Source organism: Anaerobacillus sp. MEB173 (assembly GCF_052119505.1).
GTDB lineage: Bacteria > Bacillota > Bacilli > Bacillales > JBJMAU01 > JBJMAU01.
Window position 1 is genome coordinate 162604 of the sequence record NZ_JBJMAU010000005.1, and the last position, 17082, is coordinate 179685.

General features: G+C 37.9%; 13 protein-coding genes. All 13 read right to left on the minus strand.

The window, feature by feature from the left end:
- Positions 1-2: 2 nt before the first annotated feature.
- Complete coding sequence (locus ACJ2A9_RS12625; RefSeq protein WP_441422022.1) at positions 3-746, minus strand: uroporphyrinogen-III synthase; 744 nt, start codon at positions 744-746, stop codon at positions 3-5.
- Positions 747-772: 26 nt separating this feature from the next.
- Positions 773-1705, minus strand: a complete 933-nt coding sequence (gene hemC, locus ACJ2A9_RS12630) for a hydroxymethylbilane synthase (protein WP_441422023.1) — start codon at positions 1703-1705, stop codon at positions 773-775.
- Positions 1706-1765: 60 nt separating this feature from the next.
- Positions 1766-2590 (minus strand): cytochrome c biogenesis protein, encoded by an 825-nt coding sequence (locus tag ACJ2A9_RS12635; RefSeq protein ID WP_441422024.1) that lies wholly within the window; start codon positions 2588-2590, stop codon positions 1766-1768.
- Positions 2591-2612: 22 nt separating this feature from the next.
- Positions 2613-3998: a glutamyl-tRNA reductase gene (hemA, locus tag ACJ2A9_RS12640; RefSeq protein WP_441422025.1), complete on the minus strand. Its 1386-nt coding sequence runs from the start codon at positions 3996-3998 to the stop codon at positions 2613-2615.
- 391 nt (positions 3999-4389) lie between these two features.
- Positions 4390-4983, minus strand: a complete 594-nt coding sequence (gene yihA, locus ACJ2A9_RS12645; RefSeq protein WP_441422026.1) for a ribosome biogenesis GTP-binding protein YihA/YsxC — start codon at positions 4981-4983, stop codon at positions 4390-4392.
- A gap of 3 nt (positions 4984-4986) precedes the next feature.
- Positions 4987-7305 carry an endopeptidase La gene (lon, locus tag ACJ2A9_RS12650; protein ID WP_441422027.1) on the minus strand — a complete coding sequence of 773 codons (2319 nt, stop codon included), beginning with the start codon at positions 7303-7305 and terminating at the stop codon, positions 4987-4989.
- 376 nt (positions 7306-7681) lie between these two features.
- Positions 7682-9358 (minus strand): ATP-dependent protease LonB, encoded by a 1677-nt coding sequence (gene lonB, locus ACJ2A9_RS12655; protein WP_441422028.1) that lies wholly within the window; start codon positions 9356-9358, stop codon positions 7682-7684.
- Between the two features lie 128 nt (positions 9359-9486).
- Complete coding sequence (clpX, locus tag ACJ2A9_RS12660; RefSeq protein ID WP_441422029.1) at positions 9487-10761, minus strand: ATP-dependent protease ATP-binding subunit ClpX; 1275 nt, start codon at positions 10759-10761, stop codon at positions 9487-9489.
- Positions 10762-11078: 317 nt separating this feature from the next.
- Positions 11079-12374: a trigger factor gene (gene tig / locus ACJ2A9_RS12665; RefSeq protein ID WP_441422030.1), complete on the minus strand. Its 1296-nt coding sequence runs from the start codon at positions 12372-12374 to the stop codon at positions 11079-11081.
- A gap of 114 nt (positions 12375-12488) precedes the next feature.
- Entirely contained in the window at positions 12489-13550 is a 1062-nt protein-coding gene (locus ACJ2A9_RS12670; RefSeq protein ID WP_441422031.1) for a tetratricopeptide repeat protein, read from the minus strand.
- 172 nt (positions 13551-13722) lie between these two features.
- Positions 13723-14310 carry a 3-isopropylmalate dehydratase small subunit gene (gene leuD / locus ACJ2A9_RS12675; protein WP_441422032.1) on the minus strand — a complete coding sequence of 196 codons (588 nt, stop codon included), beginning with the start codon at positions 14308-14310 and terminating at the stop codon, positions 13723-13725.
- Positions 14311-14334: 24 nt separating this feature from the next.
- The gene (gene leuC, locus ACJ2A9_RS12680) at positions 14335-15747 is read right to left on the minus strand and encodes a 3-isopropylmalate dehydratase large subunit (RefSeq protein WP_441422033.1); all 1413 of its coding nucleotides are present in this window, start codon (positions 15745-15747) and stop codon (positions 14335-14337) included.
- A 148-nt stretch (positions 15748-15895) separates the two neighbouring features.
- Positions 15896-16969: a 3-isopropylmalate dehydrogenase gene (gene leuB, locus ACJ2A9_RS12685; RefSeq protein WP_441422034.1), complete on the minus strand. Its 1074-nt coding sequence runs from the start codon at positions 16967-16969 to the stop codon at positions 15896-15898.
- Between the last annotated feature and the right edge of the window lie 113 nt (positions 16970-17082).

The window sequence follows — 17082 nt, forward strand, 5'->3', positions numbered from 1 at the left end:
TCCTATACTGTCTCAGCAATCGCCTGTAACAAACCATGTATTGTATACTCCTTAGCAACAATGTCCGGTGTTAAGCCATTCTTCTCAACTGCCTGTGCTGTAATTGGGCCAATGCATGCAATCTGAATCATATTGATCTCATTACGCCAATTTGTACCCTCAAGTACTTGAACAAAATGATCAACTGTTGACGGACTTGTAAAGGTAATGACATCGAGATCATTTCCTTGAAGTAACCCGATTAATGTATGTTTCGCTTCACCAGCCAGAACAGTTTCATATACATCCAATTCAGTGACTGGGATTCCTTTTTTTCTTAACCCATTCGGAATAATCTCCCTCGCTAAATTGCCACGAGGAATCAATACAGGAGTTTCTGAATTGACATGTTCCAATAATGACTCAAGCAAACTTTCAGCTACAAATTCTTTTGGAATCAAATCTGCTTTTATCCCATACGCCATTAAGCGTTCTTCTGTTTTCGCTCCAACAACAGCAACTTTTAAAGAAGATAAGGACGAAGTAGATCGGTTACTCTCTTTTAACGATTCAAAAAAATAATCAATACCATTTGCACTTGTAAAAACGATCCATTTAAAGTTATGTATATGTTCAATTGCTTGATAGATCGGTTCTGCATTTTTTGGCGGCTGAAACGCAATGAGTGGTACCTCAATGGCTATGCCGCCATACTGCTCAATTTTGTTGGAAAGAGCAAAAGCTTGTGCTTTTGCTCTCGTTACCAAAATCCGCTTCCCCCCAAGCTCGATCATTATTGATTAAGCTCTTTCTTAACTGCATCCAGAATCTCTTTCGCACCTTGAGAAAGCAGGCGCTCAGCAATTGATTCGCCAAGTTGAATTGGATCATCACCTGTCATTTGCTCACTTAAGAGAACTTTTCCGTCTGGTGAACCGACTAATGCCGTTAATGAGACCAGTCCATCCTCGGTTAATGTTGCATAAGCAGCAATCGGAACTTGGCAACCACCTTCAATTTTATATAAAAATGCGCGCTCTGCAGCCACTGTACGCTCTGTTACCTCATCATTTAACTTCTTCAGTAATTCTCTTAACTCCGTATCCTCTTCACGACACTCGATTCCAAGTGCTCCTTGACCAACAGCTGGAAGGCAGAAATCAGCATCTAAAAATTCAGTGACAATATCATCTGACCAGCCCATACGTTGTAAGCCGGCAGCTGCCAGGATAATCGCATCAAAATCCTCTTCCTTCAGCTTACGGATACGTGTATCAATGTTACCTCTTATCCATTTTACTTGTAAGTCAGGACGTTTCGCTAAAATTTGCGCTGATCGGCGTAAACTGCTCGTACCAACGATCGAGCCTGCCGGCAGGTCAGCTAATTTTACATGACCATTTGAAATAAAGGCATCACGAGGGTCAACCCTTTTCGGAACACAGCCAATTGTGAATCCTTCAGGAAGAACTGATGGCACATCTTTCATACTGTGAACAGCCATATCAATTTCTCGATCCATCATTGCCTGTTCAATTTCTTTAACAAATAAGCCCTTTCCACCAACTTTAGAAAGTGTTACATCTAAAATTTGGTCACCTTTTGTTACGATTTTCTTTATTTCAAACTCAAAGCGATCATCAAGTTTTTTTAATTGATCAATCACCCATTCAGTTTGTGTTAGTGCTAAGTTGCTTTTTCTTGAACCAATAATGACTTTTCTCATAATTTTCCTCCAACCTTCTGTGAGCATTCTTCTTTTGCAAAATAATGATCGAAAACATACCTATACCCATAAATGAAAACTTGACAAATTACCTGACAAGAAATAATTAATCATAACAATTAAAAACGCAGCAATATTCCATAATGCAAGACTATGTCCTTGCAATCCTTTTACAACTCTTAAATATAAATAAACGCTATATATTGATAACACTGTAAAAGAGCCGATTACCTTTGCGTCTAACCATAGCGGATGATCCAATTTTAATGAAGCCCATACTAATCCTAAGATGAGACCAAGTAGTAAAAGAGGTACTCCAAGAAGAACAGATATATAAGCATAACGATCTAAATTTGATAGACTCCCATAGCGTCCTAAACGTTTACCCCATACTTTCTTTTTTAACATATTATGTTGAAGAATATACATAATCGAAAATATAAAGGCTAATGTAAATGCACCATAAGAGGACAATACCATCGTAACATGAATGATCAGTAATTCTGAAATTAATAATTGTTGAAAGGTTGTCGACACATCACCAGTAGGAGCAAATAAATTTATCGACATGACGATAAAGCCGACGACATTCGTGAAAAAAACGATAAAATCAATTCGAAAAAACCAATTGATCATTAATGATAATGTAACTAGAAGCCAGGCATAAAAAAATAGCCCTTCAAACATCGTTAGAATTGGCAATCGATCATATTCAATCATTCTCAAAATAAAAAACGTAGCTTGAAAAACCCATACAATCGAAAGCAACCAGAAGGCAGTACGATTGACCTTCCGGTTGTTTTGTAAAAAATCAATAAAATATCCTAGTACACTAAGTGCATATAAAATAACGGTTAGTATATAAAGCACATTTAAGCTTACCACAAACGCAAAACTCCTCTCTTACCTAGGAGCGAACAATAACTTCTTTCAGACTAGTCATTGACTCTTTCTTAAAAGCATTCCATTCTTTTTCTGCTTTTTCAACTCTTAACTTTTCCTCTGCTTTTTTTTGTTCGGCTTCAACCTCATTTTCTAAAGCAAAGATTTTTGTAAATAGCTCAAGAGCTTCTTCTGAGTTCGATTCACCAGCAATTTCTTTTACACGCATAATTGGATCTCTTAAAATCTGGTTTACAATGCTCTTCGTATGCTTTCGTAAAACCTTCTTTTCACGTTCTGTTAAATTAGGTAATTTGCGTTCGATGCTTTCCATTGTTTCTGCCTGAACAGCAAGTGCCTTTGTACGCAAAGCAGAGATTAAAGGAACAACACCAAGTGTATTTAACCAATTCTTGAATTCATCCATATCTGCTTCGATTAAGATTTCAATTTTCGCAGCCTCTTTCTTGCGCTCTTCTAAGTTGGCTGCAACAATTCCCTCTAAGTCATCGATATCATATAAATAAACACTATCAAGTTCTCCCAAACGTGGGTCTAAGTCACGCGGGACAGCAATATCCACCATAAACAAAGGACGACCTTTTCGCTTTTTAACGATATCAGCTACCATTTCTTTTGTCACAACATAATCCGTTGATCCAGTTGAGCTAATTAAAATATCAGCATCAATCATTGCCTGTTTGATTTCGGACATTGAACGCGCTTGGCCAAAGAATCGTTCTGCCAGTTCCACTGCTTTAGCCATTGTACGATTTAATACAGTTACTGCTCCAACACCATTTGCATGAAGGTGCTTTGCTGTCAATTCACTCATCTTACCAGCACCGACAACAAGAACATGCTTATCAGATACATCTCCGAAAATCTTCTTCGCAAGTTCTACGGCTGCATAACTAACAGATACGGCATTCTCGCCGATTTCTGTTTCTGAATGAGAACGTTTGGCAACAGTAATGGCTTGTTTAAATAATTGATTAAAGATCGTTCCCGTTGTTCCTACTTCTTGGGCAAGCAAAAATCCGTCCCTGATTTGGCCAAGAATTTGTGTTTCACCCAATACCATTGAGTTTAATCCACAAGTAACTCTATATAAATGCTCAATCGCATGATCATCTTCACGAATATCTAAATATTGAATAAACTCCTCTTTATCCATTTCAAACCATTCCGATAAAAAGTGCTTAATGGAGTATTTGCCTACGTGTAATTGATCGACTACTGCATAAATTTCAGTACGGTTGCATGTTGATATAACAACACATTCTAAGATGCTTTTCATATTTTGTAGCTTTTTGACTGCATCTGGCAGTTCTGCTCCTTGAAAAGCAAACTTTTCGCGTATTTCGACAGGGGTTCTTTTATAATTAAAACCAACAACTACAATATGCATTTTCTCCACTCACCCCCATAAGATTATATCTCTTAATAATTATTATAAACAAGATCTTATAATTGCTACATACTATTATAACACGGAAATAAACAAGTATCTAAACAAATTGTGAACAGATCTTGAAAGCTTCATGTTATATTCGAATCCTCGAAAAGGTGGTTAGTTAGTAACAATTTTCCTTACTTTTATTATAACCAACTCTCATATTAATACTAGCAAAGCTAATAAAAAAAGACAAATTTTGCAAACAATGAATTCAGTACACTTTACTATATCTCCAACTCTATCTTACTTTTCTTGAAATTTCTGTGTCAAAAATCACAAAAGCGGTAACAAGAATAGCACTATTGCCAAGAATGAAAAAAAGCAGGTACATAATAACCTGCTTTTACTCATTATCCAACGTATAAGATTGAATTGTCGCCCATGCTTCGTCTTTTCCTTGTCCGGTTTCTGAAGAGAAAATCAACAATGGATCTTCTTTCTTTCTTCCTAACACCGTACTAATATTTTTCAAATGCTTTTGCCATTTTCCTTTAGGAATTTTATCGGCCTTTGTCGCGATAAGAATGACTGGTATTTCAAAATGCTTCAGCCATTCATACATCATGACATCATCCTTTGAAGGGTCATGACGGATATCAATAATTTGTACAACAACCTTCAATTGCTCTCTTTGTTGAATGTATGTTTCAATCATTCTTCCCCAAGCTTCACGTTCTTTTTTGGAAACTTTCGCAAAACCGTAGCCTGGAACGTCAACAAAATACATTACATCATTAATAATATAGAAATTTAATGTTTGCGTTTTTCCAGGCTTTTGTGAAGTCCGAGCTAGGTTTTTTCGATTAATCATTTTGTTAATGAACGAAGATTTCCCAACATTTGAACGGCCAGCTAATGCAATCTCCGGCAAATTCGTATCAGGATATTGTTCAGGCTTGACGGCACTGATGACAATTTCTGCTTTATTCACTTTCATTTTCTACTCTCCTACTAACGCGTGTTTCAAAACCTCATCCAGGTGTGAAACAGGAATAAACGTTAAATCCTTACGCACACTTTCTGGAATATCTTCGAGGTCTTTCTCGTTATCCTTTGGCATAATGACAATTTTCAATCCGGCACGGTGAGCGCTCATCGATTTTTCTTTTAAACCGCCAATCGGTAACACTCGACCTCGTAACGTGATTTCACCAGTCATTCCAACTTCTTTTCTAACTGCCCGACCGGTCAATGCAGAAATCAACGCTGTTGCCATTGTAATTCCGGCAGACGGGCCGTCTTTTGGTGTCGCTCCTTCAGGAACATGGATATGAATATCATTTTTTTCATGAAAACTTGGATCAATATTTAACTGTTCAGATTTCGAACGAATATAACTGAAAGCTGCTTGCGCAGATTCTTTCATAACTTCACCAAGTTTACCCGTTAATGTTAACTTTCCTTTACCAGGTGCAATTGACACTTCAATTGAAAGTGTATCCCCGCCTGCTGTTGTGTAGGCTAGGCCAGTTGCTGCACCGATTTGATCTTCGACTTCTGCTTGGCCATAACGGAATTTCGGCTTTCCTAACGACTGTTCAACGGTTTTGTCAGTTAAGATTACTTTCTTCTTATCTCCTGAAACAATTGTCCTTGCTGCTTTACGACATAATGCTGCCATTTGTCTTTCAAGACTTCGAACACCCGCCTCACGCGTATAATAACGGATAACCTTTAGAATGGCCTCTTCTTTTACTTGAAGCTTCCCTTTATCTAAACCATGGTCTTTCATTTGCTTTGGTAGTAAGTAATCGGTTGCGATATGCAATTTCTCCAGCTCCGTGTAACCGGCAATTGAGATAATTTCCATACGGTCCAAAAGCGGCCCAGGAATGGTTCCGACATTGTTGGCTGTTGTAATGAACATAACTTTGGATAGATCATACGGCTCTTCAATATAGTGATCACTGAATGTACTGTTTTGTTCGGGATCTAGCACTTCAAGAAGTGCTGCTGCAGGATCACCCCTAAAGTCATTAGCCATTTTATCAATTTCATCAAGAAGAAATACAGGGTTAATTGTTCCTGCTTTTTTCATTCCTTGAATAACTCTTCCCGGCATTGCGCCCACATATGTGCGGCGGTGGCCGCGAATTTCAGCTTCGTCTCGTACTCCACCAAGTGAAATTCTTACAAAATTACGATTAAGGGAGCGAGCGATTGATCGTGCCAACGATGTCTTCCCCACACCTGGAGGGCCTGCCAGGCAAAGAATCGGTCCTTTTAATTGTTTAGTTAACTGTTGTACAGCCAAATATTCAAGCACACGTTCTTTTACTTTTTCTAAGCCGTAGTGATCTTCATTTAAAATTTTCTCAGCATGGTTTGTATCAAGACGATCTTCAGTTTCATTTGTCCATGGGAGATTTAGTAACCAATCAATATAATTTCGAATAACTGAACTTTCTGCAGAACTGGCTGGCATTTTTTCATAACGGTCAAGTTCTTTTAATGCTTTTTCAAGCACATTCTCAGGCATATTTGCTTGTTCAAGCTTTTCTTTTAACGTTTCAACTTCGCTGCCTTTTCCTTCTTTATCTCCAAGTTCTTTTTGGATTGCTTTCATTTGTTCACGGAGATAATATTCCTTCTGCGTCCGTTCCATTGACTTCTTTACGCGTTGTCCGATTTTCTTTTCTAAACCAAGTACTTCTTTTTCATTATTTAAAATTTCCAAAAGCTTGGTTAACCGTTCCTTCACATCAAAAATTTCTAAAACTTCCTGCTTTTCAGCGATTTTTAATGGTAAATGTGAAGAAATGACATCTGCTAAACGACCCGGCTCAATAATGTCACTAACCGAAGCCAGCGTTTCCGCCGAAATTTTCTTTGAAAGCTTAATGTATTGTTCAAATTGATGAAGAACATTTCTCATTAATGCTTGTACTTCTAAGTCATCTGGTTCTACTACATCATCAATAATTGAAATTGATACTTCAAAATGATCATCATTTTCGATAAACTCATTTATTTTTGCCCGTTGCAGCCCTTCAACCAAAACACGGATCGTACCGTTTGGGAGTTTGAGCATTTGTTTTACTTTTGCAAGCGTTCCAACGCGGTATATTTCTGCTTCACTAGGTTCATCTATCGCAATTTCTTTTTGAGTCGCTAATAGAATTTCATGGTCGTCTACCATCACTTTTTCTAATGCATTCACCGATTTTTCACGACCAACATCAAGATGCAATACCATTGTTGGATAGACGAGTAAACCTCTTAAAGGCAGTAAAGGAATTATACGTTCTTGATCTGCCATATTCGTAACACCTCCAGAACTTACTAAAACTAAATTGCATATGTTTTTACATTTCTAAGCTATGTACATAAAAAATTCGCCAGATAAAAACTTTATACATTCCCGGATACCATTGCGAACATCACAGGAATGTATAAAGAACATAATCGTTTTAGGAAAACCATACATTATGTGTTAAAAAAAGTTAAAATTAACCTTTGTCTAATTTTATCCTATTAAATAATCTTTGTCTAATTCTAACCAAAGACAAACAAATGTAAAATGTAGAATTTAGAATTTAGAATTAAGTGTTTGCAGAATCAATGATGTAGAAGTAATACCTTCTAGAAGAATCTTGCAAACAATTCTAAATCCTACATTCTCAATTCTAAATTAATTACACGCTTGCTGTATCGCCTTCTATTGTGCTGCTTGCCGGAATGACTTCTTCTTCTTTTGCTTGTTCTTCGCTAAGCAGAGCATATGAAAATACTTCTTCGATTTTTGTGACTGGGATAATATCGATGTCCGTGATCTCTTTTAAAATTGCCTGTTCATTATCTTTTGGAATAATTACTGTTTTTGCTCCTGCCCGTTTTGCTGCTTCAACTTTGGCAACGACGCCTCCTATCGGTTTTACTAGACCGTGAATTCCAATTTCCCCTGTCATTGCAACCGTGTTATCTACTTTAATCTCATTAATCGCAGAATAAATCGCAGTAGCCATTGAGATTCCTGCTGAAGGTCCATCAACTGGTGTACCTCCTGGGAAATTCACATGAATATCGTAATCGTACGTTGGTTGACCTAGGTTTCTTAAGACAGTAAGCACATTTTCAATCGATCCTTTTGCCATGCTTTTCCGTTTAATGGAACGGACTTGGTTTCCACTGTGCTCCTCTTCTGCGATCCCCGTAATATTGATCGAACCATTCTCCTTATTTGGAATGACAGTAACTTCAATTTCTAGCAATGCGCCTGTGTTCGGCCCATATACTGCTAAGCCGTTAACAAGGCCGACTTTAGGCTCTGGATGAATTTTCTTTTCAGGACGCGGAGACAGTTGACTCGAATGAACAACCCACTCAATATCGGCAATTGTTATTTTATCCCGATCCTCAGACGTCGCCAAACCGGCTGCAATTTGAATGATATTCACTGATTCTCTGCCGTTTGTAGCGTATTTTGAAACAATGTCTAAGGCACCATCCTCAACTTCAAAATTAATTTTCTGTACAGCTTTTTCTGCAATTGAAATGATCTCCTCAGGCTGAAGTGAACGAAAGAATACTTCCAAACAACGTGAACGAATGGCCGGAGGTATTTCATCTGGTGTTCTTGTTGTTGCCCCAATTAAGCGAAAATCGGCCGGTAATCCATTTTTAAAAATTTCATGGATATGCTGAGGAATTTGTGTATTTTCTTCATTATAATAGGCACTTTCTAAAAATACCTTCCGATCCTCCAGCACTTTTAATAATTTGTTTAACTGAATCGAATGAAGTTCTCCTATTTCATCAATAAATAAAACTCCTCCATGTGCTTTGGTCACTGCTCCTTGTTTCGGTTGAGGTATCCCTGCTTGTCCCATCGCTCCTGCCCCTTGATAAATTGGGTCATGAACAGAACCGATAAGTGGATCTGCAATACCTCTTTCATCAAAACGTGCCGTTGTCCCATCTAATTCCACAAATACAGCATTTTTTGCAAATGGTGACTTTTCATTTCGCTTTGCTTCTTCTAATACTAACCTCGCTGCAGCCGTTTTCCCTACTCCCGGAGGCCCATAAACAATTACATGTTGAGGGTTAGGTCCACATAGGGCTGCTCTTAATGAACGGATTCCTTCCTTCTGACCAACTATCTCATCAAAACTGGTTGGACGAACCTTCTCAGCTAGAGGTTCACTTAATGAAATTGCCCGCATCTTTCTCAGTTGTTCCATTTCCTTTCGGGATTCCTTATCTACTGACACTTTCTGAGTTCTTTGGCTTTTGAGTAAGTTCCAAAAGTAAAGCCCGATAATTACACCAAAAAATAATTGTATTAACAATGCAATACCTGTCCAACTCATCAAAGTTACCCTCCTGATCTCTGTTTTTCCTTATGTTGTTTTTTTTAGTATCTCCGAGAATTGGTACAGTAAACGAATTTATTACTTCAAATGAAAAAAAGAGACGAGAATATTCTCGTCTCTACTTCTTATGCGCTTTCTTTTGGTTCTTGCTTCTTCACAGTGACAATTTTGCCGTCAGCAGTTTCCAGGATCGGTACTGCTCCATCCGTTACAGCTTCAGCAGTTATTGTGCATTTTACAATGTCTTCTCTTGAAGGAAGCTCAAACATAACGTCCAGCATAATCCCTTCAATAATGGAACGGAGACCACGCGCACCTGTTTTACGCTCGATTGCTTTCTTCGCAATTTCTTCCAGTGCTTCGTCAGTAAATTCTAACTGTACATCATCAAGCTCTAATAGCTTTTGATATTGCTTCACTAGCGCATTTTTTGGTTTTGTTAAAATTTCCATTAATGCAGCTTCATCTAATGGCTCTAAGCTTGAAATGACTGGTAAACGACCAATAAATTCAGGAATTAAACCAAAACGAAGGAGATCTTCTGGCAATACTTTTTGTAAGTATTCACCCGGTTTTAAATCTTCTTGTTTCGCTTCTGAGCCGAACCCGATTACTTTCTTACCTAAGCGGCGTTTAATAATCTGTTCAATCCCATCAAACGCTCCACCACAAATAAACAAAACATTTGTCGTATCAATTTGAATAAATTCTTGATGCGGATGCTTTCTTCCGCCTTGTGGAGGAACACTTGCCGTTGTCCCTTCTAAAATCTTCAGTAATGCCTGCTGAACCCCTTCACCTGACACATCGCGAGTGATTGAAGGATTCTCTGACTTACGGGCAACTTTATCAATCTCATCAATATAAATAATACCCTTCTCGGCTTTCTCTACATCATAATCTGCTGCTTGGATTAATTTAAGAAGAATGTTCTCAACATCCTCACCAACATATCCTGCTTCAGTAAGTGATGTCGCATCAGCTATCGCAAATGGTACATTTAAAATTCGTGCCAACGTTTGTGCAAGTAATGTCTTACCGCTACCAGTCGGTCCAATCATACAAATGTTACTCTTTGAGAGCTCAACATCATCTGATTTCTGCGATGAATTAATACGTTTATAATGGTTATAAACGGCAACGGAAAGAGATTTCTTCGCCTGTACCTGTCCGATAACGTAATCATCAAGGATTTCACGAATTTCTTGAGGCTTCGGAACTTCTTTAAATTCTACTTCCTCTTCAGTTCCTAACTCTTCTTCAACAATTTCCGTACATAATTCAATACATTCATCACATATATAAACGCCCGGTCCAGCTACTAATTTACGAACTTGATCTTGTGTCTTACCACAAAATGAACATTTTAACTGACCTTTTTCATCATTGAATTTAAACATTAGTGTCACCCCTTACATTTAGTACATTGCTTGGTTTTTTCTGCTTCTAACTAATATGTATTTGCATTTTATCACAGATTGACAACAGAGCGTTAATATAAGGTCTTAAGTAATTATGTAGTTATTAGATGCTTATTTAGTTATGTAGCATTTTATTAATATTTATTTACTTTTGTTGAATTTATCTCCCCCCTCACTCGTAATAAAAACACCTTTTTGTGTATAAAACAAGGCACGAATATTCGCGCCTTGTTCTATTAGTTATGTGAATCAAAAGTGTATTTCTACGTCAAGTAGTTACTTATCGCTTTTAACTCTTATGCAGCAGTTTTGCTGTTTTCTACTAGGAAATCAACCGCTTTACGGATTTTGATGTCACCTTTTAATGCATCAACGCCGCCTTGCATTGCAAGAATTTGCTTGATTTCTTCAACTGGACGTTGGTACATTTCTGCCATTTTTCCTAATTCTTCTTCAACTTCTTCATCAGAAGCTTCAAGATTCTCAGCAGTAGCGATTGCTTCTAAAGTTAAGTTAATACGAACACGCTTTTCTGCATCTGCTTTAAATTGCTCGCGCATTCCATCCTCATCTGTACCAGCAAATTGATAGTACATATCAAGGTTCATGCCTTGCATTTGCAGACGTTGACCAAACTCTTCTAACATACGGTCAGTTTCTGTTTTGATCATTGCTTCTGGAATATCAATTGTTGCATTCTCAGCAGCTTTCTCTACTAACGTATCACGTTTGTTATGATCTGCTTCGTGTTCTTTTTGAGTTGTTAATTTGTCTTTAATGTTTTGCTTTAATTGATCTAACGTTTCAACTTCTTCATTAACATCTTTTGCAAACTCATCGTCAATTGCAGGAAGTTCCTTACGCTTAATGTCATGAATCTTCACTTTGAATACAGCAGGTTTTCCAGCCAGGTCATTCGCATGGTACTCTTCAGGGAAAGATACATTAACGTCTTTCTCTTCACCTGCAGCCAGTCCTACTAATTGCTCTTCGAAGCCAGGGATAAATGATCCAGATCCTACTTCTAATGAGTAGTTCTCAGCTTTTCCGCCTTCGAATGCAACATCGTCAACAAATCCTTCAAAATCAAGAACAACAGTATCGCCATTTTCAACTTTACCATCTTCTACAACGATTAGCTCAGCATGCTTTTCTTGAAGTTGCTTTAATTCGTTTTCCACATCTTCATCAGAAACTGTTGTATCTTCTGCTTCAACCTCTAAGCCTTTATAATCACCTAAGTGTACTTCTGGCTTAACCGTTACAGTGGCTTTAAAAATTAAGTTGTTTCCTTTTTCCATTTGTTCTACATCAATATCAGGACGGTCAACAGGCTCAATACCTGTCTCATCGATTGCTTTTGCATAAGCTTCAGGCAGTAAAAGATCAAGAGCATCTTGGTATAATGATTCCACACCAAAACGTTTTTCAAACATTGGACGTGGCATTTTCCCTTTACGGAAGCCTGGTACGTTTACTTGTTTCACAACTTTTTTAAAGGCTTCATCTAACGCCCCATTTACTTTCTCCGCATCAACTTCAATTGTTAATACGCCTTCGTTTCCTTCTAATTTTTCCCATTTTGCACTCATTTATTCTATACCTCCAACCATTTATCACTATTGTTTTTTTGCAAATTATGTATAGTCACATTCATATTTACAACCACTCTATTATAACATACTACCATGTCTTTTCAACAAATTCTACTGATTAAGAAATGGGCTAACCCCCTGAAAAACCTCCTTTTCAAGGCTTAACATATGCTTGGCTGAAATTACCATCTGTTCTTCGTCCACATCATATAAGTTTGCAACCTCAGAATCATCAACTTCTATCCCATTACACTCGTGGCCAACCTTATATAATCCTGCTGCCCATAAATGCTGATCCAAAGGTTCTGGTGTTAAAGGATAAAGTGCAAACAAATAATGCCACCATAATTGAGTTGTTACCGCATACAAAGTCGGATTTTCATGCTCTAATTCATTCGCCAATCGGGCCAATACTAATTTTCCAAACTTTTCGTGAAAGACATCTTCAAGTGAAGTTATGTGTATAGAAAAAGTCTTTCCAAATTTATGTACATCTATTACTTCGTCAACATCGAGATCTTTTAAAATTTGCAGAATAATACTTTTTAATACCGGATCGTTCTTTTCCTCGATTAGAAATTGTTTGAAGCCTACAATTACTTCCTTATGATTAATACGGCTTAATTGTTGAATTGCAGTCCATTGTTCATAGGGACTGCCAGACTTATTAAGTGATGTAAGAAGTTTATTTAAATCGGCTTCGGAATCAATTGATTTATGTACGATGTCATGATCAATGTCATGCTCTGCTTCAACCATTTGTCTACTAAAATGCAGGAGTTGATAAAATGACTCTGCCAACTTTGTGGGAACTTTGTCTTCTGCAAGAAGAGCTTCAATAATAGTAACGACTTCACCGTATTCTGAGAGTTGAACAAGTAATGAAATATAAACTTGTAACACATCATAATACTCACCGATATCTTCTTTCAGCATCTTTTCACAGTGCACTTTTGCCTCACGCAACTGTCCGAGCTCAATTAAGCTTAAAACAATTCCAAATCGCCCTTGTGGATGCTCTGGTTCAATCTCTACTGCCTGTGTAAATGAACTGAGCGCATCGGAGTAGTTTTTCTCTTTTAAAAAACCCATTCCTTTCTCGACCAGCCTAGACACAAGGCCAGGAAAAAGGACTATCTTTTCATCCTCTCGATTTTTTTTATTGTCATCCATTTAATCGCTCCACTCTGGCATATAACTATATTAAAATCATTATGTATAACTTACCATACAGTGTAACAGTTTAAACATCGAAACACAATGAAACACAAACATTGGGAAAGAATAAAGCCTTGATATGATATCAAGACTTTATCATGTACTATATTATATTATTCGCCACTTCTTATGCATTTACCTTTTGTTCATAAGCAGAAATTGCATTTTCGTACGTTAATGTTAAACCGATTTCATCCCAACCATTTAATAGCATCTCTTTCCAATACGGGTCAATGTCAAATGAGGCTTCAAACCCTTCGGCATCAGTTACTTTCTGTGCTTTAAGATCTACTGTTAATTCATATTCTTTACCTTCAGTTTTTGCCAGTAATTCATTCACTTTGTCTTCTTCTAAACGAATCGCTAAAATACCGTTTTTTACACAGTTATTATAGAAGATATCCGCAAAGCTTGGAGCAATAATGACTTTAAAACCATAATCTAATAATGCCCAAGGTGCATGCTCACGTGATGAACCACAACCGAAATTGTGTCCTGCAACTAAAACTGAGGCACCCTTTGTTTCTGGTTGATTTAATTCAAAGTTCTCATTATCAGAACCGTCTGCATTAAAGCGCCAGTCAAAAAATAAAAATTGGCCAAATCCAGTACGTTCAACACGCTTCAAAAATTGCTTCGGGATAATTTGGTCTGTATCTACGTTTACTCGATTTAATCCTGCTACTTTACCTGTATGAACAACAATCGCTTCCATTGTATCCTCCTCCACAGCACTTAATTACACTGTTGCTTTTTCAAATGATCTTACATCTACAAATTTACCTGTTATAGCTGCTGCTGCTGCCATTGCCGGGCTGACTAAGTGTGTACGTGCCCCTTTACCTTGGCGACCTTCAAAGTTACGGTTTGAAGTTGAAGCACAACGCTCTCCCTCAGGTACAAAATCAGGGTTCATACTTAAACACATACTACATCCAGATTCACGCCACTCAAACCCTGCTTCGATAAAGATTTTATCTAATCCCTCATCTTCAGCACGTTGCTTAATTTTTTGCGATCCCGGTACAACCATTGCTCTAACCCCGGGTGCTACTTTTTGACCTTTTGCTACTGCTGCTGCTGCACGAAGGTCACTCATACGTGAGTTTGTACATGAACCGATGAACACATGATTAATTTCAACATCACTCATTTTTGTACCAGGTGTTAATCCCATATATTCAAGTGATTGTTCGATTGCTTTTTTCTCTGAAGCGCTTGTCGCATCAGCTGGATTTGGAATCGCACCATTAATTCCAATACCTTGTGATGGGTTAGTTCCCCATGTTACTTGAGGCTCGATTTCTTCAGCAAGAATTTCTACGGAACGATCATATACTGCTCCTTCATCTGTAGCAAGTGCTCTCCACTCAGCTGCAGCTTTGTCGAAGTCCTCACCTTGCGGAGCAAACTCACGTCCTCTTAAGTATTCAATTGTTGTTTCATCAGGACTGATTAGACCAGCCTTCGCTCCTGCTTCAATTGACATGTTACAGATTGTCATACGTTCTTCCATTGTCATTGCTTTAATGGCATCACCTGTAAATTCAATAACAGAACCAGTTCCAAAATCTACACCAAATTTAGCAATAATCGCTAAAATAACGTCTTTTGCAGTAATACCATTACCTAATTCACCTTTAACATTTACTTGCAATGTTTTTGGTTTTGCCTGCCATAGTGATTGTGTTGCAAGTACGTGTTCAACTTCACTTGTTCCAATTCCAAATGCTAATGCACCGAATGCACCGTGTGTTGATGTATGACTGTCACCACATACGATTGTTTTCCCTGGCTGTGTTAATCCTAACTCAGGTCCAATAACGTGTACGATACCGTTATCAGGGCTATTAAGATCAGCAATTTTGATTCCAAACTGATCACAGTTATTTTTTAGTGTTTCCATTTGTGTTTTTGCAATCGCATCAGTAATGTTATAACGGTCAACCGTTGGAACGTTATGGTCCATCGTCGCAAATGTAAGATCAGGACGACGTACTTTACGATTGTTCATTCTAAGCCCTTCAAATGCTTGTGGAGATGTTACTTCATGTACCATGTGTAAATCAATATATAAAAGAGCCGGTTTTCCCTCTTCTGCAACAACGGTATGTTTATCCCAAATTTTCTCAATAATCGTCTTCGGACTCATACTACTTCCTCCCAAATCTTTTTAGTTTAGAGTTTATAGTTTAGAGTTTAGAGTTAAAAACTGTAAGATGACTCATAGTTGTTTAACTTCAATGAAATAACTTACAAACAACTCTAAACTCTAAACTCTTAACTTTTAACTTTTAACTCTATTTTAGGTACTCAATCACTTTCGCTGTCATTTCTTCTGTATTGAGGACGTCTTTGCCTGACTCGGCAATATCACCTGTGCGGTAGCCGTTTTCAAGCACTTCAGAAATCGCTTTTTCAATTGCATCTGCTTCTGCTTGCATCCCAAATGAATAACGAAGCATCATGGCAGTAGAAGCGATTGTCGCTAATGGGTTTGCTTTGTTTTGACCTGCGATATCTGGTGCAGAACCGTGAATTGGCTCATATAATCCAGGACCATCACTTCCGATACTTGCTGATGGTAACATTCCTAAAGAACCAGTAAGCATTGACGCTTCATCACTTAAAATGTCGCCAAACATATTTTCAGTTACCATGACATCAAATTGCTTCGGGTTGCGGATCAATTGCATTGCTGCATTATCAACAAGCATGTGCTCAAGTTCAATGTCAGGATACTCTTTTCCAACTTCCTCAGCTACTTCTCTCCATACTCGACTCGACTCTAAAACATTTGCTTTATCAACAGATGTTACTTTCTTTCTACGAACAGAAGCTAGTTCAAACGCTTTTTTGATAATTCTCTCAATCTCACTGCGCTTGTAGTAGAGTGTATCAACTACTACCTCTTCACCGTCCTCTTCACGACGCTCACTTGGTTCTCCGAAGTAGAGTCCACCTGTAAGCTCACGAACGATCATCAAGTCCACTCCATCAATAACTTCCTTACGAAGTGTTGAAGCATCACTTAAACTAGCATGACCGCTTACTGGACGCAGGTTTGCAAATAGATTCAGTTCTTTACGAATACCTAGCAATCCTTTTTCAGGACGTAAGTGTCCAGGCAAGTTGTCCCATTTAGGTCCCCCTACTGCTCCAAGAAGAACACTATCACTGCTTTTACACACTTCAACAGTTTCCTCTGGTAATGGAACGCCGCAATCATCAATGGCTACTCCGCCGAGCTTTGCATAAGTGAACTCAAATTGATGGTTAAACTTCTCTCCAATGGTCTCTAATACTTTAATTGCTGCTTGAACAACTTCTGGTCCAATCCCATCACCAGGTAAAACGGTAATCTTCTTTTGCATGACATTCTTCCTTCCATCGCTAAACTATAAGCGCTACTCTATTAACGCCTATTATATTAGTAAAATAATAGCTTCTATTTTAAGAGCAGACCTTGCCGAATCGATCAGCAAGG